13 protein-coding genes are annotated in these 20,198 nt (G+C 73.7%); all 13 read right to left on the bottom strand.

Features of this window, described 5'->3' with window-relative positions:
* Window positions 1-57 precede the first annotated feature (57 nt).
* On the bottom strand, window positions 58-3,909 hold the full coding sequence (locus ACFPP6_RS01570; protein WP_382036141.1) for a beta-propeller fold lactonase family protein: 3,852 nt from the start codon (window positions 3,907-3,909) through the stop codon (window positions 58-60).
* Complete coding sequence (locus tag ACFPP6_RS01565; protein WP_382036139.1) at window positions 3,906-7,289, bottom strand: putative baseplate assembly protein; 3,384 nt, start codon at window positions 7,287-7,289, stop codon at window positions 3,906-3,908. Before ACFPP6_RS01565 ends, ACFPP6_RS01570 begins: the two co-directional genes overlap by 4 nt.
* The gene (locus ACFPP6_RS01560) at window positions 7,286-7,903 is read right to left on the bottom strand and encodes a phage tail protein (RefSeq protein WP_382036136.1); all 618 of its coding nucleotides are present in this window, start codon (window positions 7,901-7,903) and stop codon (window positions 7,286-7,288) included. Before ACFPP6_RS01560 ends, ACFPP6_RS01565 begins: the two co-directional genes overlap by 4 nt.
* 64 nt (window positions 7,904-7,967) lie before the next feature.
* Window positions 7,968-10,289: a baseplate J/gp47 family protein gene (locus ACFPP6_RS01555; RefSeq protein ID WP_382036133.1), complete on the bottom strand. Its 2,322-nt coding sequence runs from the start codon at window positions 10,287-10,289 to the stop codon at window positions 7,968-7,970.
* Window positions 10,290-10,292: 3 nt separating this feature from the next.
* Window positions 10,293-10,700: a GPW/gp25 family protein gene (locus ACFPP6_RS01550; protein ID WP_382036130.1), complete on the bottom strand. Its 408-nt coding sequence runs from the start codon at window positions 10,698-10,700 to the stop codon at window positions 10,293-10,295.
* Window positions 10,701-10,742: 42 nt separating this feature from the next.
* Window positions 10,743-12,539 carry a VgrG-related protein gene (locus ACFPP6_RS01545; RefSeq protein ID WP_382036128.1) on the bottom strand — a complete coding sequence of 599 codons (1,797 nt, stop codon included), beginning with the start codon at window positions 12,537-12,539 and terminating at the stop codon, window positions 10,743-10,745.
* Complete coding sequence (locus ACFPP6_RS01540; protein WP_382036125.1) at window positions 12,536-13,273, bottom strand: CIS tube protein; 738 nt, start codon at window positions 13,271-13,273, stop codon at window positions 12,536-12,538. The genes ACFPP6_RS01545 and ACFPP6_RS01540 overlap by 4 nt, the downstream gene beginning before the upstream one ends.
* Before the next feature lie 46 nt (window positions 13,274-13,319).
* Window positions 13,320-13,844, bottom strand: coding sequence for a phage tail protein (locus ACFPP6_RS01535; RefSeq protein ID WP_382036122.1), 525 nt, complete (start codon window positions 13,842-13,844; stop codon window positions 13,320-13,322).
* Window positions 13,844-14,176 carry a hypothetical protein gene (locus tag ACFPP6_RS01530; RefSeq protein WP_382036119.1) on the bottom strand — a complete coding sequence of 111 codons (333 nt, stop codon included), beginning with the start codon at window positions 14,174-14,176 and terminating at the stop codon, window positions 13,844-13,846. The genes ACFPP6_RS01535 and ACFPP6_RS01530 overlap by 1 nt, the downstream gene beginning before the upstream one ends.
* A 2,279-nt stretch (window positions 14,177-16,455) precedes the next feature.
* Window positions 16,456-16,623 (bottom strand): DUF6760 family protein, encoded by a 168-nt coding sequence (locus tag ACFPP6_RS01525; RefSeq protein WP_168095642.1) that lies wholly within the window; start codon window positions 16,621-16,623, stop codon window positions 16,456-16,458.
* Entirely contained in the window at window positions 16,620-17,030 is a 411-nt protein-coding gene (locus tag ACFPP6_RS01520) for a hypothetical protein (RefSeq protein WP_382036115.1), read from the bottom strand. The genes ACFPP6_RS01525 and ACFPP6_RS01520 overlap by 4 nt, the downstream gene beginning before the upstream one ends.
* Before the next feature lie 135 nt (window positions 17,031-17,165).
* Window positions 17,166-18,749 carry a hypothetical protein gene (locus ACFPP6_RS01515; protein WP_382036112.1) on the bottom strand — a complete coding sequence of 528 codons (1,584 nt, stop codon included), beginning with the start codon at window positions 18,747-18,749 and terminating at the stop codon, window positions 17,166-17,168.
* A 75-nt stretch (window positions 18,750-18,824) separates the two neighbouring features.
* A complete protein-coding gene (locus ACFPP6_RS01510) occupies window positions 18,825-20,174 on the bottom strand; it encodes an NHL repeat-containing protein (RefSeq protein ID WP_382036109.1) in 1,350 nt (449 codons plus the stop codon).
* Window positions 20,175-20,198: the final 24 nt, after the last annotated feature.

Raw genomic sequence — 20,198 nt, 5'->3', positions numbered from 1 at the left:
GCCGTTGTCGCCGCTGTCCGTGCCGGATGGGTGGGGTCGTACGGAGGGTGACGGGTGTCAGGCGGGGCCGCCCGGTCCGAGGAGCGCCTGACGGGTGTCGATTCCCAGTTCCGTTGTACCGGCCTTTGCCAGCTCCGTGGTGTCGACCACCGCGACGGCGGCACCGGACTCGTCGGCGACGTACACACGCGGCTCCGTCGGATGCAGTGCGAGGGCGGCAAGCCCGGCACCGGCCGGCACGGTGAAGCGGAGTGCCCCGGTCCCGGTCTCGAGGATCGAGAGCGTTCCGCTGTTCTCCGAGGTCACGAAGAGCCTCATGCCGTCGGCCGAAACCGCCACGGTCTGCGGCGCGACGATGTGCCAGGTGTGGGTGACCCTGGGCGGGCCGAGCGTGATGCCGGCGAGACCGTCGGCGGTGAGGCACAAGGCGCTGCGGCCGTCCGGGCGGAAGGCCGCGCCGGGGCGGGCGCCCAGTTCCGGGGTGCTGCCCGCGAGCCGGGGCCGGGCGGGGTCCCCCGTCTCCAGGACGTGGATGCCGCCGCCGTCTCCCCCGACGAAGGCGTAACCGCCTTGCGGGTGCACGGTGATGTTCCGGGCGCCGGGAGGAAGGAGCAGACCGGGGCCGGGCAGGAGGACAGGCCTGGCCGGGTCGCCGGTGACGTGCAGGACGTGGAGCCGGCGGTCGTCGCCGGAGCGGGTGACCAGATAGGCGTGGCCGGTCACCCCCGGGTGGACGGCGACGCCTTCGACGGCGGGGAGCGGAAGCTGCACCGTGCCGGTCACGGAAAGGCGATCCGGCTGGGACGTGTCGAGCACCCACAGGGTGCCCGGCGCCCGGTCGTGGTCCCCTTCCTGCGATCCGCTGACGTACCCCCACGGCTGCGCGGGGTGAAGGGCGATGCCGGTGGGCCGTGCACCGCCGGTGAGCTGTACCGGATCCGCCGCGGCCCGGACGGGGCGGCCGGCCGCGGCCAGGTCGACGACGCGCACCTCGGGCACGGGGCCGCCGGCGTCCACCGCGTACGCGTACGTTCCGTCGGGATGCACCGCGACGTCGCACAGGGACGCTCCCGTGCTCAAGGCGGGCCCGGCCGGGCCTCCGTCGAGGGCCACGGCGTCGAGGCTGTTGTCCCGGACGATGTAGGCGTACGGGGCCCGGGGATCGAGCGCCACGGCACGGGCGCCCTCGGCCTCGGCCAAGGGCACGGGCGTACCGACCCGTTCAGCGGTTCTGTCGAGGACGGTGATGCTGTTGCCCCCGCGGTTGGCGACGTAGGCGTGCACGCCTCCCGGCCCGCTCGCCACGCCCATGGGGTCGTCTCCCACGGGGAGCGTGCTCACGTCGTGGTCGGCGAGACGGACGCACCGTACGGCTCCGGCACGGCGGTCGGTGGCGTACGCGTAGGCGCCGTCCTGGGTGACGGCCACGTCCCACGGCTGGGAGTCGGCCGGCTCACCGACCGGAACGGGGGTGACCATGGAACCGAACACCGTGACCGTCGGCCCGTCGAAGTCGGCGATGCAGAGGGTGCCCTCGCCCGAGACGGCGGGCGAGTACGGGAGGACGTCCTTGTCGAGGGGGACGGCCTTGCTCTCGTGCACGGCCAGCCGGGTGTCGTCCAGCGTCAGCACGGCCAGGCACGCGGAGCGCGAAGCCACGCTCTTGGCACCCTGGTTGACGACACACAAGGTGCGGTCGTCGCGGCAGACGAGCCCGCTGGGCGTGTCGATGCCGACCCCCGACGCGGCGTTCGCCACGACAACGGCCCGCATGTCCCCTTCCAGGAGTACCCCGTACACCGTGCCGGTCGCCCTCTGCGACCCCGGGCTGAGCTCCTCGTCGGCCGCGTAGAGGAACCGGCCGTCCGGGGAGAGCGCGAGCCCGAGGTGGACATCAATCTGGTTCGACTTGACGATGATCGTCCCCATGAAGTCGCCCTTGTCAGCGGCGACGTTGAACATCTCGACGGTGCCCTTGCTACTGGCAGCGTTGGAGACGTAGAGGGTGGCTCCGTCCGGCGAGAGAGCCAGACCGTAGGGCTGCACCAGGGCGGCGGGGGTCTTGGTGACGGTCCGGCGGAAGGTCCACGCGTCACCGTCGTCGTCGCGCCCGAGAACCGAGACGGTCCCGTTCGTGTAGTTGGCTACATACAGCAGCCGCTCGTCGGGCGACAAGGCCATCTCATGAGCGCCGGCCAGCCGGCCTGTCTCGGCATTGATGAACGTCGTGCGTTCCCAGTGGCCCGAGGCATTCTTTCGGAGGACGGCGATCCTTCCGTCGAATGTACCCCCCGGAGGCTCGACAAAGTCCGCGACGTACATCGTCCGGCCGTCCCTGGACAGGGCAACACCAGCGGGGTGCTCGCATCCGACGGTCTCGGCGCCGATCGTGTACGTTCCCCCGCGCGGGTCAACGAGCGACACCGTCGCCGTGCCGTGGTCGGCGGTCACCGCGTACCGGCTGTCCGGGGTGACGGCCACGCCGTGCGGCCGGGATCCCGGCGCCAGGGCGACCGGAGTCACCCGGGCGCCTTCGCCGCCCTCCAAGGTCTCTCCCGAGTCGGGCGTCAGAAGGAGAAGGCGGTCCGAGTCCGGGCTGGTCGCGCAGGCGAACGTCCGGTCCGGCGCCACGGCGACGTCCCAGGGCTTGTGCTCGTCTCCGAGACCGACGGGCGTGCCGGGCGCCAGGTGTTCGAGGTCCAGCACGGCGAGCTTGCCGGACGCGGTGTCGGCCGCGTAGGCCCACCGGCCGTCCGGGGAGACCGCGACGCCGACCGGCTTCGAGTCGTCCCCCGTGGTGACCTCCCCCGCCTTGTACGGAGCCGTGCGTACGGTGACGAGGCGGCCGGTCGCCTGGTCGGTGACGTACGCGTAGTGGCCATCAGGTCCGAACACCACGCCCGAGGGTACGGTCGTGACCTCAAGCTCCGCGGTCTCCGGTTGCTGCCCCTGCCCCCATGCGTCCAGGCGGATGGCGGTGACCTTCCCCGTGGTCTGGCTGACGGCGTGGATCAGACGGCCGTCCGGCGTGAAGGCCACGGCGACCGGGTGCGGGCCGGTCGCGACCGTGACGGCGGATCCCATCCGTCCGCTCTGCCGGTCGAGTTCGGCGATCGCGACCGACGCCGAGCCGTAGGCGGCCACGCAGATGCGGTCGCCCGCCGGGCTCACCGCGATCGCGCGCGGCTCGGCGCCGATTCCCTCCACGGCTCCCCCGGGCGCTTCGGTGCCCTGGATCAGGTCGACGACCTTCACCGCGCCGGTCTCGCCGTCCGCCCTGACCCCGACGTACGCGAAACCTCCGCCCGGGGACACCGCGACCGCCCCGGTGGCCCCGCTCACCGGCACCGTGCCGGTCACGGACGGTTCGGCCGGCCCGGCGACACCGATGACCGAGGCCGTCCCGCCCGTCACGTCGACGGCGCAGACCCGCTCCCCCGAGGGAGCTGCTGCGAGGGTGCACGGTCCCGTGCCCACCGCGAGTGCGGCCACTCGCTCGCCGTCCGCCTCGAACACCACGACCCCGCCCGAGTCGTTCGCGACACAGACGCGGTCACGGGCGAGTCCGGCGACGACGGAGGCCGGGCTCGGGTCCGGGTCCGGGCTCGGGTCCGGGTCCGGTTCGGTGGGGACGGTGTCCAGCAGCACGGGCTCGGCGCCGGTCAGATCCACCACCGACAGCGTTGCCGAGCCGTGGTTGGCGACGTAGGCCCTGGTGCCGTCCGCACCGACGGCCACCGCACGGGGGTTGCTCCCGACCCCGACGGTGTGCGGCGGCTCCGGGCTCCCCGGTGTGCCGAGGCCCACCACGGCCAGCCGGTCCGCCGCCCAGTCCACGGCCAGCAGCCGGGGCTCTCCGGCGATGCCCCGGCCCGTCCCGCTGCCGCCCCTCTGCTCCGTCCCGCTCATGACGGCACCTCCGCAACGGTGATCCGGTGTTCGACGGAATACACGGTCTCGCCCGGCCCGCAGTCGACCAGGTCGACGGGCTTTTCGGCCACGCCGGTACGCGGGTCGACCGGCGTCAGGGTCGCGGTGGCCACGCGGGCGACCCCGGGCACCTGTTCCAGGACCCGGAACGCCTCTCCTACGTGCACGGGGCGCCCGAGCGGCCAGCCGGTGCCGTCCGGTCCGCCGCCGACAGGGCTGAAGTACCGGTACAGGGCGCGTTCGGCGGCCGCCCCGAGGGCGGCGCGCTCGGATGCGGTCCGGTAGTCGGCGGGTACGATACGGGCGTCGATGCGGATGCCCCGGTAGCCGGGCTGTTCCAGCCACACCGGCACCCCTTCGGGCTGGCGGGCCCGCAGGGAGCGCCGCAAGGTGTCGCCGGCGTCGCGGCCGGGGGTGAGCATGTGGAACGGGAACCAGCCGCGTTCGTCGGCCGTGACGAAGGGGACGACCATGAGCCGTACGCCGGCCTGGGTGTTGCCGCCGCTGGTGTCCGTGTAGCCGTTCTTCCCGCCGCTCGTGGGGGTGGTGTTCACCACGCCCAGGACCCCGTCCGCGGGATCCTTCACATGGTTGACGTCGCCCGGGGGGATGCCGTTGGCGGCGGCGCCGAGGGTGACCTTGTACGGGCTGCTCGTCGTGACCCTCGTGCCTGCCGGTGGCACCTTGCCGTACTGGCGGTTGCTGATCCAGGGGCCGAAGTGGACCTGGCCCGTGCTGGCGTTGACCACGACGTGCTCGTCCTCGGGCTGCGAGTCGGTGAAGGAGAGGACGGTCGTCCAGTCGTCGTCCGCGCCGACGCGGATCGCCGGCAGGTCGCCGTACACCGGCGCTTCGAGCACCGGGAGGACCTGTCCGGGCTGACCCGTCGAGACGGCCTCCTTGTGGCCCGCAGGGTGCGTCGCGTACTGCACCGCGGGCACGTCCTTCGTGGTGCCGGAGTCGGCGTGGACGGTGTACGTGGTGTCGTCCGCGCCCTTGGGGTCGAGGATCTGGACGGCCAGCCAGCAGGCGGCTCCCTCCACCGGAAGGTCCTGCCCGGGAGCTTCGAGAGCCTCCTGCGGCGTCGTGGCGAGCTCGCCCCGGTCGACCGCGGCCAGCCACCGCGCGGAGCCGGCCAGGGGGACCGGGTGGGCGGTGAGGGGCGCACCTTGACCGCCCTCGCCCTCTCCGCCCTCTCCGCCCTCTCCGCCCCCGGCGACCCTGATCTCCTCGGCGGGTGCGGCCGCATAAGCGCACGGGGAGGCGGTATCCCACCAAGGCCTGCCTTTCCGGGGGGCGAACACGGACACCGCGATGCGGTCGTCCGGCTGCCGCCCGTCCCCGGACGACGCCGCGACCCACAGAGTGAGGTTGCGCGGATCGTGCGGCTTGGCGATGCGCACCAGGGCAAGGACCAGCTTGCCGTGTTCCTTGAAAGGGCCGGAGAAGCCGGACTCCGCCGCGTAGCTCCCGGCAAGGAACATCTCCTCGGCGCCGATGGCGTCCGGGCGGAGACGGAGGGGCGCCGTGCCCATGGGTTCCGGCAGTTCGCGGACGGCCGCCGCAGTCGTGGTGAAGACCGTCTTCCCGTCCTCCGTCGTGACCTCCGCCCCCTTGCGCACCTCGGGCACGCCGGGCGCGACGGTGAACCGGACCTCGGTCCTGGCGGGCTCCCAGGGGACGTAGTTGCGCGCCGGGTCGAGCGCGTCGTCGGTCAGGTCCCGGATGTGGTGGATGCGGGCCATGCCCGCGGAGGCGGCGAGGGCCAGCTGCTCGTAGTCGCGCGGGACGACGGCCCGTTCGGGCACGGGCGAGCCGAGCGGCAGGCGGGTCGCGCAGGCGGCGGCGCTCTCGCGCTCCGTGCCGCCGACGGCGGGCGCCGGGTTCGTCACGGAGGAGATGTACGGCAGCGGCGTCCGCAACACCGTGATCGTCCGGGCGGGCACGTTGCCCCGGGCACCGCCCCCGGACAGGTAGCGCCGTGCCCGGACGACCGCGCCCGCAGGCAGGGCCGCCCCGTGCTGCCGCGGACCGCGGGCCCCGGCCACCAGAGGCGCGAACACGGCCTCGCCGGTGCGCGGGTCCAGGGTGAAGTGCCGGTCGACGGGCCCCGATCCGGCGAGCGAGGCGACGTGCGTCCACCGTTCGGTGCGCCCGCCGACGGTGGCCTCGACGACGAGGGGATCGGTGGACCGCGACATCGGCGGACGGGCGAAACGCAGCCGCTCGCCGGGGATGCCGGAGGCCGTCCCCAGCGTCTCGTCCTGGATGAGCCGGGCCTGGACGACCGGGACGGGCACGCTCAGCACCGGGTTGAGCGCAACCTCGGTCAGGGGGGCCTGTCCCGCATCCGTGCGGTAGCGGATCAGGCCCACGTCACGCAGCCTGCGCGGCGTGTCCTGCTCTTCGCCCGGACCCGGGTCCCGGCTGGGGTCCGTCCGCCGGTGGAGGAGGAGCTGGGCCGGCGCGTGGGCGGACGGGAGGTCGAGGGTGATCTGTCCCGGCAGGCCGGGGCCGGTCACGCTGTCGGTCACGACGCGGCAGGGGGTCCAGTGCGTCCCCTGCCAGGCTTCCCACCGGCCCCGCGCCTGGCGGGCGCCGCCTCCGGCCGTGGTGACGGGGGCCTCGCCCAGCCGGACGTCGAGCGTCACCCGGATATTGGGAACGGGAACGGACAGGACCAGCAGCGCGTAGGGGTCGGTCGCGGCAGAAGGGCCGCCGGCCGCAGGGCCGAGGCCGAGAAGGCCGAGGCTGCGATCAAGGCCAAGGCCAAGGCCGTCCATGGCGTCCCCGGAAGCGGGGAAGTCCTCCAGATAGGGGAGATTGAGGTGGAGCGGCGGCCCTGCGTAAGCGGGGGCAACGGGCTCGACGGGCTTGCCCGCGTCGGCGCCCAGTCCGGTCAGCGTGCCCTCCAGGGCTCCGCTGCCGGTGCGGCGCTCCCGGAAGCTGCCGGCGGCGACGAGGACGCAGGGGTTGAGCACGGCCTCGGTCAGGGTGCTGAAGACGACCGGTTCCTCGTCCCCCACCGGTCGCGTGGCCACCTCCAGCCCGGCGGGGACGACGACCGGTTCGGGCGGCGGTGCCGCGAGCCGGAAGACGACCTCGGTCTGCGCGGGCGACGGCTGGTACGGCCGGACGCCCAGCATGCTCAGCGCCTTCAGGCGCCGCTGGTCGGGGGCCAGGTTGATCCGGTCGCGCAGGGCCACGACCATGTCGGTGCACGTCTCGATCAGGCCCCGCCCGGGGTCGGTGCGGTCCTGCCCGCTCCATACCCCGACTCTGCGGTGCACGGCGTCGACGGCGGCGGCGACGACCTGGTCGCGGGTGCGCCCGTCGTACTCGGGTGTCGGCAGACTCATCCCTGCTGTGACCTCTCGTCAGGGGTGGCGGGAGCGGGCCCGGCAGGTCCGGCGCCCTCGGTGCGCCGCGCCTCCCGGCGGTCGCCCTGATCACTGATGACCGCGACCTTGAACGGCAGGTGCGCGGGGCAGTGTGCGCGCACCAGACGGGTGAGCCGGTGTTCGAGGGCCTGGCGGTCCTCGTCGCGCCCTGCCGTCAGGGTGACGGTGAGCGTGCGACCCGCCCGAGGGGGCCTGTCGCCTTCGGTGAAGACGCCACCGGGGTCGTCGATGACGAGGCGGTCCCAGCCGTGGAGCTCCTTCGCTTCCAGCCGCAGCCCGTACGGGGTCCCGCGGTATGCCGTCAGCCGGGGTGCCAGGTCGACGGCCTTGCGGCGCTGGTTCTCGGTCCACCCGGGCTCGACCCGGGCTCCGGTGATGCGGATCAGCCAGTCCAGGAAGGCGGGAGGCGCGCGCCACGGGTCGAGGACGGCGTCGAGGCTCTCGATCCGCTCCTCCGTCGGGGCCAGGACCTCGCCGATCGCGGCGGCGAACGCCTCCACGACCGTGTCGCCGGAGTAGACGGACGGCAGGGCGAGGGGGCGTGCGGCGCGGGGTTCGGGATGCGGATCCATGGCGGGGCGGTCCTCTCCGGGGTCCCGGCGACCGGCGCCGGGCTCTGCGGTCGGTCTCGGGTGGTCAGTCCTCAGGACGGGCGACGGTGATGTCCACGCCGTCGAGCAGCACGAGCCCGCCGTCGGAGACCTCGACGGACGTGACGACCCGGCTGCCGCCGTTGCCGTTGCCGTCGTCGTTGCCGTCGTCGTTGCCGTCGCCCCCCTGGACCGGGGGCAGGGTCAGGCCGACGGCGAGTGTGCCGCGGAGCTCCGGGAGCGGTTCCAGCGCGGTGAAGACATCGCCCGCATGGACGCGGCGGCCCCACGGCCAGCCCCGCCCGTCCGGCCCCCCGGCCGTGGGGTGGAAGAAGCGGCGCAGGGCCCGCTCGGCGGCCTGCCGGGCCCGTGCCTCGTCCTCCTCCGTGCTGCTCCACGGCCGGACCGTGGCCGTGACGCCGAACGAGTGGTAGCGGGGAGGGCCCGCGCCGAGGCTCTCGCCGAGCAGCCGTGAGGCGTCGACGACGGCGCTCACCCGCGTGAGGACCTCCGCGGGAATCGCGAACTCCCCGGCGGACGGCTTCCGTCCGGGGTCGGCATCCGTCCGGGGCACGAGGAGGACGTGCAGGAGGGCGTCCTCAGAGCGCCAGAGGGCGGGTTCGGTCCGCGTCCCCTTCATGAAGTAGAAGACGCCGTTGACGACAGCCACCGCGTCCGGGGTGTCCTGGCACTGCGGGGAGAGCCCGGGGAAGGCTTCCGAAATGCGCGAGGTCACGCCTCTGCTGTCCGGCAGGGGCAGGAACCCCCGGCCGCCGGAGACGACGGAGTAGGCGCGGTGGTAGAAGATCTCACCTTTGAAGAAGAACAGTTCGTAGACATCAGGGGTCGCGGGGTCGGCCAGCACGGCGACATCGTCGAGGTCGGCGCAGAAGGCTTCCGGCAGGCCGGGGAACTCCTGCCGGATCTCGCGCTGCCCAACCCCGCCGTCCCACAGGCAGTGCCGCCCGTAGAACCAGAGTCTCGGCGGCTGTTCGACCGGGAGCTTGGGCTGCAGTTCGCCGGTGCGGATGACGGCGTTCAGGCACTTGGCCTGCTGGACCTCGTCGGGCACGTCATCGGTCTCGCCGCCTCGGGTGGGCGCGCCCGTGCCGCCGGCTTCGTCCGTGTCCGGCATCCGGAGGGGCAGCGGGCGGGCCGTGATGGTGCCGTTGTCGTCGTAGTAGTGCACCGCCCGGCTCGGGTTCCGGGCGGCGACGGCGCAGGCGAGGACCTCGGCCGGGCGTTGCGGTACGCCGAACGCCTCCGGCACGCGGGAGTCGGTGGGACGTGTCAGTGCCGTCACCCGCACCCGTGCCAGGCCGTCGACGTGCTCCTCGATCAGCTGCTCGTGGTCGGCCGCGGTGACCGCGCGCCGCAGGGGGGCCAGTCCGAGCCCGGCCCGCTCCAACGCCTGCCGCCAGTCCTCCGCGTCCTGCGCGGGCGCGAGCACCGTGCGGACGGCGGCGGTCAGTCCGGCCGGTGACGCGACCGTGAGGGGCGTACCGGCGGGGACGCCGCCCTTGCCTCCCCGGTAGGCGGTGTACTCGGCGCTGATCACGGCGCCGGCCGACGGCTTGGCGCCGTGCTGCGCGCTGCCGCTCTCCTCCGGAACCAGCGGCCCGAAGACCACTTCGCACGCGGCGTCGTCCCACCAGTGGGCCAGGGTGTCCAATTCGGCCTCGGCGAACGTCCGTACGGGCGGCCACACCACGCCGTTGACACGGACCGTCACCGGCGGCCCGAACGGCGGGTCCGCGGCGGGCGCCCCGGGCCGCCAAGGGCGCTGCGACGTCGCGAACCGTCCGCCCGGGGCACCGTCGGCGATACCCAGCACCTCGTTGTACGTGACGGGCTGTTCGACGGCCTCCACGCACCCGGACGCCTGCCCCTCCGTGAGGGTCAGCAGGGCTACGGTGCGCATGACGACGGCGTCATCTCCGTCGCCGGTCCGGACCTCCGTGCCTTCAGGAATCGCGAGGGAGGGGAGAGCGCCGCCGCGCGAGAATTCGACGACGACGCGGGCGGGAGAGGCGGGCAGCGACGTGATCCCCATCAGCCGCAGCAGGGCGGACCGCTGCCGGTCCGTCATCCGGTCGAGGCGGTAGGAGAGCTGGTCGGCGCGCTCGGCGCAGGCTTCGATCAGGGTGACGCCGGGGTCGGACACGTTGTGGTCGGTCCACTCCGGTACGCGCTCCGGGAGGGCGCGCTTGGCGGCGTCGACGAGCGGCTGGAAGCGCAGGTCGTCGAGGTCGGGGACGGGAACGCCGGACGGATCCGCCGGGCCGCCCGCCGAATCCGGCTCGGGCACGGACGCGGAGGCGGGAGGGGAGGCACTCCCCGGTCCGGGGGTGGGCAGGGAGATGGACATGGGTCACTCATCCGGGGATTCGGATTCGCCGGGCAGGGTGTAGAAGGGGAAGACGAGGTTGCGGGGTTCGTTGGTGGCCCGCAAGCGGTAGCGGATGTCGATGTAGAGCACGCCGGTGTCCTCGGAGTCCGTGCTGAAGAGGAGATCGTCGACCTCGATGCGCGGCTCCCACCGGTCCAGGGCCTGGCGCACCTCCACGTCGGCGCGGGCGACCGTGGTGGCGTCGAGCGGGTCGAAGACGAGCCGGTGGATGCCGCAGCCGAATTCCGGGCGCATGGGCCGCTCGCCGGGCGCGGTGGACAGGATGATGCGGACGGCCTGCTCCACGTCGTCGCTGCCGCGCGCGAGGCCGACCCGGCCCGTGCCGGTGATGACGGCGGGGAAGGCCCACCCCGCGCCGATGATGTCCACGGTCCGTCCTCTCCTGGAAGGTTCACCGGTGCCCAATGGGCTTCAGTTGATGTCCACGGTGTCGCCCGTGATGGTCGTGCTCTTGCCGTTGAGCTTGAGCTCGCCCGTGCTCTCGACGGTGACGGTGGCGCCTTCGAGCCGCAGCTCTCCCCCGCCGCTGCCGGCCGCCTTGACGGTGACGGTGCCGGCCGTGACGATCACGCTGCCCGCCTCGCCCGCGTCGATGGTGAGGGTGCCGTCGCCGCGCCCGTCGAGCGAGACCCGTACGGTCTTCTCGCCCTCCCCCGCCGCGAAGGCGATCGTGGTGTCCTTCCGGTCGAGGTGGGTGGTGAGCTTGCCGTCGCCGGTCAGGAGCCGGACGCCTTGGGGCCCGTCGGTGGCGCTGAGCAGTTCGAGGCGGTCCCCGGTGCGGGAGGCCAGCGAGCGGCGGTTGGCGCGCCCGGTGTCGGCGTCGACGAGCGGCAGGCCGTGGTCGGTGGGAGCGTCCACGCCGTTGTAGAGGCCGCCGATGACGTACGGGCGGTCCAGGCGCCCGTGTTCGAAGCCGACGAGCACCTCGTCCCCGGCCTCCGGCGCGAAGACGCCCCCGCCGTCGGTCCCGCCCCACTGGACGGTGCGGACCCAGTCGGTCACATAGTCCTGGGAGAGCCACGGCAGGCGCAGCCGTACGGCGCCGCGCTGGCCCTGGCCCGGTTCCTTGGTGTCGGTCACCACGCCCACCGCGACGCCGAGCCCGCACAGGGGCGGCGGGTAGGGCACGACGGGCGGGGGCAGCGGGCCTACGTGGACGTGGGTGCGGTAGCCCTGTTCGCCGTCGAAGGTGTGACGGCAGACGGTGACCGTGTACTTGCCGGTGAAGGGCTCGCCCACCCCGGCCAGGGCAATGGGCACGCCGGCCCGCAGCTCCGGGGTACCCGCGGCCTCGGCGGAAAGCCGCGCCATCGCGGCGGCCGCCTCCTCCGCCACCCCGCGCGCCGCGACGTCCACCTGCTGCGCGGCGGTGTAGGGACGGCCGCTGACGAGCAGCCCGGCCGACGCGCCTCCGAACGCGCCGCCGAGCTGTCCGGGGGTGACGCCCACGCTCAGCCGCTCGCTCCGGCCCGCACTCGCCGTGGCGGACAGCGCCGCCTTGGTCCCGGGGTCCCAGCCGCGGACCTCCACGTCGGCGACCTGCCCCTCGGAGGACACGGCGGCCCGCAGCGCCATCAGGTTCACCCCGTACTGAAGGACGTACGGGCTGCGGTCCGCTCCCGTGCTGGGTGCGGGGGCGCCGCTCGCGGCCGCGGGACGGGTCATGTGCACGCTGCTCCCCTTGACCGAAAGGCGGAGTCCGCGCTGGTCGGCCAGGTGGGTGAGGAGCTCCCAGTCGGTCAGGTTGGGCTGGGCCAGGTGCTCGATCCGGGTGCGTTCCGCCTCGATGGTGCCGGTCTTCAACCCGTGCCGGCCCGCGGCCGCTTCCGCGACCTCGGCGACGGTCGTGTCGACGTAGGCGGCCACGCGTCGCCCGCGCATCAGCCGGTGCCCCCGGTCCATGGCCCGTACGGTCGTGAAGGTGCCGTCGCTGTCCACCTCGGTCTCCAGCGCGATGACCTCCCCGTCGAAGATCTCGGCGCGGGCACGGCGGCGGGCGGCGGCCACGGACACGGTCAGCGGCGAGCCGACCTTGATGCCGGCCGCCGCCAGAAGACGGTTGCCCGGATCCCGGAACCGCAGGCGGGCCCGGGCCGGTGCGCCCACGGCGGTGTCGACCACGGCCTCCACGAGCCGGTCGGCCCACAGCTCCTGCAGGACGGAACCGAAGGCGATCACCGGCTCCGCCGCGTACAGCCTCTGCGTCACGCGGGACCTCCTGAGGTGCGCTCCTCCGCGGCCCGTTCCTCCAGGACCGGCAGCACCAGTACGGTGCCCGGCAGCACCCGGGAGGGGTCGTCGACGGCGTTGGCGCGGGCGATGGCCCGCCAGCGGGTGGCGTCGCCGTACGCCTGCCAGGCCAGCCCGGCGAGGGTGTCGCCCGCGACGACCCGGTGCGTGGCCACCGGCCCGTCCGCGCCGGAGGTCGGGTTCTGCCGGGGCGCCGAACCACCCACCTCCTCCATGGAGATGGTGCAGGAGGCGCGCAGCGGCACGCCGTCGTGCCCGAAGCGCGTGTACGTCGCGTCGACCTGCGTCACCAGCGCCAGGAACGCCGTCGTCCGCGAACGGCCCCACTCCAGCCGTACCCACGGCGCCGAGGCCGGCTTGGCCGTGGTGCTCGCGGAGGTGGGGGCGCAGCAGTCGAGCAGCTTCTCGACCTGGTCCTGCACACTGGAGCGGAAGTCCCCCGCGTCGAGGAACACTTCCAGCGTCATCGTCCGCGGCTGCGCCCCCACGAACTGCGCCTGGGCCGCCTCCCCGTTGGACGGCGACCTGCTGCGGTCCCAGCGGGCCTGCTTGCCCACCTGGAGGCGGTCCGGGTTGAAGTGCAGCCGGACGCGCCCGCGTTCCGGGCCGGGCGTGTTGCCGGCGCCCGTCGGGGGATCGTAGATCACGAGGGCGGCCCGTACGGGGGCGCCTCCCAGCAGCTCGGACAGCATGCGGTCCTCTCGGGGATGGGCTTGGGGTGGGCTGGGGCCGAGCCGCTCAGATCGTGATCCCCAGGAATCCGTTGTGCGTGATCTCCAACGTCTCCCGGGCCGGCTGCGACTGGTCCGTGTCGAACGTCGGCCCGCTCCAGCGCACCGGCAGTACGCCGTCCAGCAGCCACCGCACGATCGGCTGCCGGTCCGGGCCGAGCGCCACGAGCTGCCCCGGGAGCCGGACGGGCTCACGGACCTGCTGCTGCAGCCAGGCCCAGATGAGGACCGTCTGCTGGGAGAGCGGCCGGGTCAGCACGACGTTCGTGTAGCGCAGGCGGGTCGGCAGCTGCCAGACGTGCCCGTTCAGCCCGCCCTCGACGCGCTCCTCGACCTCCATCGCGCAGCCCAGGCCGTCGCAGGAGGTGAACGAACCCAGCGCGTGGAGGCCGATGGAGAGCTGGAAGTGGGAACTGACGGCGAACGGCTGGTCCAGCATGTGCGGGGTCTCCGTCGGGTCGGGGACAGGGGCGGCGGGTTGCTGCGGGTCACGGCGGGCCAGGGCGGGCCAGGGCGGGCTATGAAGGGTCACTAACGGGGATCCGCGGATCCCCAGGGGGAGGGAGCGGGGGCGGTGGCGGTGGGAGCGGGCTGGTCGTACGCCGACGAGCGCGACCGCTGCGCCCGCCGGACGCGGGGCGAGGCCTCCAGGGCGGGGAGCACGGCCTCGGCCAGGAGATCCGCGTGAGCGCGGGCTACTTCACGGGCGATCTCGCGGGCGGCTGGGGCGGTGACCGGGGCGGGCGCGGACCTGTCGGCCGGAGGCCCGGGTGGGGGCGCGGTCGTGAACGGTGGGGCGGGGTGCCCGCTTCCCGAGGGCGCCGCGCCGGGGGCGGCCACCGGCGGAGGGGATGCGAGGGGCATGGCGGTACGGGGTACCTCCCGCAAGGGTCGGCCGATCCCCAGCCGCCGCGGGGCGGGGCTGCTCGGGCGGCCGCCACCGGCGGGCCGGCCGGGGGCGGCGGCACCGGGAGTGTCACCGAGCGGCGCCCAGGTGTACCCGCCGACGGATCCGGGCCTGTCTCCATCGCTACGGGCAGCGGCCTCCGGGCGGGTGCCGCCTGGAACACGATGCGGGCCGGGGTCGGCGTTCTGTGGCCCGGAACCGGCCGGGAGGGCGGCTCCGGTGGTGGAAAACAGGGCGGAGTCGGAGCCGAAGGGGAAGGGGAAGGGGCTGCCGGGGCTCGGGTCCGGTGCCCCGGCAGGCCCCGTGCCGGGGGAGGCGGCGCGGCCCAGCAGATTTGCGCTGCTGCCGCTGCCGCTGCCGCTGCCCAGGAAACCAAGGCTGTTGCCGGATGCGGCGGCCCTTGGGGAAGGTCGGGGGCCCGGCACCGGGCCGGTACCGTCGGGGAAGCCCGGAGCGGATACGGTCGCCCCTGCACCGGGGCGGCTCCAGGGGCGCGGACCGGCCCCGGCGCCGGCCCTGGCCTCTACGGCCGGATCCGGATCCGCGCCCGGGGCTCCACTGCGCCTGGCTGTGCCGGCAGCCCCTGCACGGGACCCACCGGTTCCGGTGCCGCTACCGGTACCTGCAACTGACCCCGCCGATGCGCCGGTTGCTGCGCCGGGCGTCTCCCTGGACGCGGCCCCGAATCCATCCGCGGCGACTGGGGAGACAGGACCGAACTCCGGCCCGGCGCCACGGCCGGAGTTCTCTCGTCCCCCGGCTCCGGGGCCACGGCGGGTGTCTCCGGCGCCACGTGCCGGCGAGCCGGGCACTGCGCCGGACGATGCCCTCGGCCCCTCCCCATGGCCGGAGTTCCTCCGTACGCCGGCCCTGGACCCGGGTCCGGCGTCGGCAACGGGCCCTGCTGGCAGGCCGAGTGCAGCCCCGGAGGACGCCCCGTCCCCCGGCCTCAGGCCGCTCCCTGCAACAGGCCCCGTCGGCGCACCGAAGTCCGTCCCGGAAGATCCCCCGGCCCCGTCGCCACGACCAACACCGACACTGACACCGACACCGGGCACGAGTCCGAAGCCAGGCCCGACGCCGGGAGTCGAACCAGCCGCTCCCCCATCGTCTGGTGAGGCTCCCCCGGACTCGTGCCCATGGCGGGCATCAACACGAGGCGCCGGCCCGAAACCCCGCCCGGCACCGGCGCCGAAGCCTGCCCCTGCCCCTGCCCCTGCCCCGGCTCTCGGCCCGAGGCCGGTGCCTGCAACGGGGCCCGTCTGCGAGCCGAATGCCGCACCCGCCGACTGCCCGGGCCCGTCTCCACGTGGAGCTGCCCCCGATCCCGGCCGCCATGTGTCGAAGCCCGCCCCTGTCCGTCCGAGCGCGCGACCGAAGGCCGCTCCGTCCTCGCGTCTGCGGCCGGGTAAAGGCTCCGCGGGATTCGTGCCGGCTCCCTCGCGGACTCCCCCGGGGAACTCAGGAGCCCCATCAGCGCTCCCCACGATCGCCCCCGTGTCCCGGCTGGGGCCGCGGCGGCCGCTCCCGGCGCCCCGGCGCGAGTCGACGGCCCCGTCCCGTACTGCGTGCGCGGCCCCGGTGGCCGGTACGCCACGCCCGCCGTCGGCCGATGCCGCCGTAGCCGCAACCCGGCCGTCTCCGCCGTCTTCACCCGAGGCGGCCACGGCGCCGCCCGGCGGATCCGGCCGCCGCCTCGCCCGGCCCCCCAAGGCGTTCACCGCCGACCTCAGCGCGCCTCGCCAGCCCACCCCGGGCGGGGCCTCGGCAAGAGCCTCCGGAGCGGCTCCAGGAGAGCGGGCCGCATCGGTCGGGCACTCGCCTGACGCTCCATCAGGGTATGACGGCATGCCGCCCACCGGTGCGTACGGCAGAACGGGAGCGGCAAACCCCCCGCTCCCACCCCCACTCGTCCGCGGCAGGGCCGCGAGCGGCCCCCGTGCCGCCACCCCGGACAGCGGCACCGCGCGCGGCAGCAGGCGGCCGGCCGTCGTGACGGTCGGGGCCGGGCGCCACGCCGCGAGTTGCTCCCGGAAGGCGGCGGGGCCCCCGGCCCCGAGGACCGGCAGCCGCACCAGCCCTACCGGGGCTACCGCCCGCCACTCCCCGCGAGGCCGCTCGGGGGCGGCGGGGACGGCAGGGGCGGCCGCAACAACCGGAGCCGGAGCCGGAGCCGACTCCTCACGTATACGGCGGTCCCGGGACCGGGACCCTCGACGCCACCGCCCCGTCGTCGTCACCGCGCCCCCCGCCCCTCGGCGAGCGCGGTGTTGATCCCGGCGATCTCGCGCACCCAGGCGCGCCGCTCCCCGTGTGTCAGGGAGAGGAGGTCGGCGTACCCCCAGTGGAAGTGGTAGGCGATGTACGCCACCTCCTCCCGGAGCCGCTGCGCAGGGTGCGTCATGCTTCCCCCAGGCGCTCACCGGCCACCGCGCCCGGCACGGCGAAGCTGGTGCCGCAGGACGGGCAGGCGACGGCGCCGTGGCCGGTGTCGAGGCCGTTGATGCGCCGGTAGAAGTCCTGGAGGTAGGCGAGGTCCGTGGCGAAGAGGCCTTCCACGACGCCCGCGTGGATGTCGGTCACCGTTCCCAGGCGGGTGATGACGAGGCCGAGGAGGACGACCCCGAGGTAGGCGGGGTTCTCCCGGACGCGCTGGTCGATCAGAGGTGAGAGCTCGTCCCGGGCGGTGGCGAGCCGCATGGCGCCGCGGCGGTGGACGGTGCCTGCGGCGTCCACGTAGCCGTGGGGCAGTTCGAAGTCGAACTCGGTGCGCAGCGGGGATCCGTCGTCGTGCGATCCGTTCTGGGGCATGGCGGTACGGTTCCTCCATCGGGAGTACGGCCGCGCGGGGCCGTGGGGCCCGGCCCCCGCCCGGGGAGGGGGGCGGGAGCCGGGATGTCGTTCAGCGTTTCCTCAGTTGATCCGTCCGGTGCGCTGCTGCCGTCGTCACTCGATGGTCTGATCGAGCAGGAGGCTCACCGGGGTCTTGACGACCCACACCCGCACCGAGAACACGCCGGGCTTGTCCCCGGCGGTCAGCACGGGCGACTCGACCGAACCGTCGGGCCCGCTCTTCACCTTGGCGGTGTCCTTGCCACCCGGGAACGTGGCTACGTTCTCACCACGGATCTTGAAGGTGACCTCGGCGCCCTCGACAGGATTGCCGTTCTTGTCCTCCACGACGACCGTCATCGGCTCGTCGAAGGACTTGCCCGCGGGGACCGTCTGCCCCGCTCCCGACATGTAGCGGACGTGGTCCGCGACGCCCCGCTCCGGGGTGACGACGAGCCGGGAGAACGAGGCCACGGCATCGCCCTCCGTCCAGCGGGCGGTGACGACGCAAGGCCCTTCCTTGAGCGCCTTGAGCAGCGAGCTGGTCGCCACACCGAGGTCCTCGACGCCGGCCCCGGTGTAGCGGATCTCGACCGGCTTGCCGTTCTCGAAGACGGCGGAGCCCGCCTCCACCGAGAACTCGATCCGCTGCCTGGCCACCGGCGTTCCGTCCAGCAGCGTCGCCTTGACGACGAGCGGCTCGGGGAAGCGCTGCCCCACCTCGGCGGTCTGGTGGTCGCCGGACTGCACGGCCAGCCTGTGCCGGGACACCCGCTGCAGGGCGTTCTCCCCGGACAGGGCCACCCACAGGTCCCCGTCCCCGGCAAGGGCGAGGCCCGACGGGCGGGACCGGGAGCCGGTGGAGATCACCGACGCCGTGCTCTCCCCCGGTAGGACGTATCCGATCTGGTCCCCCGCGGTGCTGGCGAACCAGAGCGTGCCGTCACCCGACACCAACAGCCGGTGTGCCGGCGAGGGGATGTCCATCTGTGCGAACCGGCGGTCGTGGACGCCGTACCGGTAGAGCCGGTTTCCGGCAGTAGCCACCCACACGACGTCCCCGGCAGCGCTGATCGCCAGGTCCTGCGCCTCGGCGCCGACGCTGATGGGCTCGGAGAACCGGCCCGTGACCATGTCGAAGGTGACCAGGGCCTGGCGCTCCGGGGAGCTGAGCCACAGCCGCGTCGGATCCTGCTCCGCGACGGCGATCCCGTACAGGCCGGCGGAGTAGACCTGGGAGGTCTCGACGATGCCCCCGGGCTCCAGGAAGGCCAGGAGGTTGCGGTCCACGAGCGGAGCGACGATCACGCTGCTGCCGCGCTCGTCCTGGGCGATGGCCAGGGCCCTGCAGCGGGACGTGCCGTTCACGGACCGGACCTGATAGTTGCCGTCCTGGTCACACCGGATGAAGGCGGATTCGCTCTCCCCGGCGACGTACGACCACACGCCGTGGCCCGGCCAGGAGAGAAGGGTATCCGCCCGGCCGGTGACGCCCACGGCCGGAGGGAAGAGCGTGTTGCTGTGGCCGCGGGGATCGGCATACCCGATGCGGCCTTCGGCCGTGACGAACCATAAACGATGGTCTTCGACGTTCCACGTCAGATCGACGGGGGCGCCGTGCAGGGCAATCTTGTCGGTGTCGCCGGCAGGTGTCGCGGGGGGTACGGGGGTCACGGGAGGTGTCACGTCGGACGGCATTCTGCTGCTCCCTCCGGGGGAAGAAATGGTCCGGCGGACGGGCCGGTCGGCGGCCCGTCCGCGGCGCGAGAGGTGCTACGCCGGCCTGATGTGGAGCTTTGTGGTCGCGTGCGGCTCGGTGCCGCCGAGGCCGACGCTCAGGATGGCCTCCTCCTCGGTGTCCCCGGCGTACACGGGAGGCAGGCAGACCCGGCCGCGCTGGTCGGTCAGGATCACCCGCTCGCGGGTGTTGTCGTCGAAGGTCGCGCCTTCCGCCTCGATGCGGCAGGTGAGCGGAATGCCCGGGATCGGCCGGCCGTCGGCCACGTACTCGGCGACCAGCGGGGCGTCGACGTGCTCCTTGGCGTGCAGCACGGTCTCGACGTGGGAGACCACCTGGGTCCGGCCCGTGCGGGAGGGCGCCCCCAGCACGGCGAGGCCGGTGACGTACTTGCCCAGGGTCTTCCGGTCGGGATTCGTGTACCAGATGTTGCCGTCGCTGCCGACGCAGATCCCCTTGGCCTTGCCGCCGCTGGGGAGCTGGATGATGGTGCCCTCTTCCTCCATCTGGCCGTCGAAGATGTGGATCCCCATGCTGGAGGCGACCCAGACCTCGCCGTTCGGCGTGAACGTCAGCTCCTGCGGGATGGCCGAGCCCAGGTTCCGCTCCTTCCACCGGAGGGTGTTCAGGTTGAGCCGGAGCACCTGGTTCGGGTTGGTGGCGGTCACCCAGACCGCCTCCGTGTCGACCTTCACGTAGTACGGCTTCTGCCCCGGCCCGCCGGGCAGCGGGATGTGTTCCCAGTTGTTCTGCCTGGGGGCGCGCTTGAACAAGCCGTTCATGGTGCGGGACGGATTGCTGTTCGTCTGGCCGGTGACCCAGTAGGTGTGGGTCTTCCCGTCCGTGTCGGTGCTGACGGCCACGTCCCAGAGCCACGTGTTGTGCTCGACGGACATCTTCTCGACCTGGCCCGCGCCGGACTGCGTGATCGGCAGGACGCCCACGTACTTGTGCACGGGTTCGGCGAAGAGCAGGCTGTATTCGTAGGTCGGCGTGCCCGCACCGCCGACCTTCGTCGTCTCGAGCTCGATGCTCTCCGCCTTGGCGTCGTTCTCCAGCGGGTAGAACGTGACGGGGTAGCCGGCCGTGGTCAGCATCGAGACGATCGGGTCCTCCTGCGCGGGGGGTGCCGGTGCGGCGAACCACACCTTGGCGGCGCCGAGCGGATCCTTGATGATCCCTGCGGTGAGCCGGGGGATGTGCGAATGGTCCGCGCGGCTCAACTCGCTCGGCCGCAGCGGATTGACGCGAACGACGCACCCACTGCCCGTGGTGGCCGTGTTGCTCGTGGTGACCCAGAGTTTGCCGGCATTGCCGACGCCCACCGAGTGCGGTGCGAAGGTGGTCCCGAGCCCGAGCGTGTACTCCGTAATGCCCTCTGTCATAGCGCACTCCGTCCGGTTCAGGTG

It is taken from the genome of Streptomyces aureoversilis, from assembly GCF_042657885.1.
Taxonomy (GTDB): domain Bacteria; phylum Actinomycetota; class Actinomycetes; order Streptomycetales; family Streptomycetaceae; genus Streptomyces; species Streptomyces aureoversilis.
The sequence above is the reverse complement of the archived record's forward strand: the minus strand, read 5'-3'. Positions and strand labels throughout refer to the sequence as shown.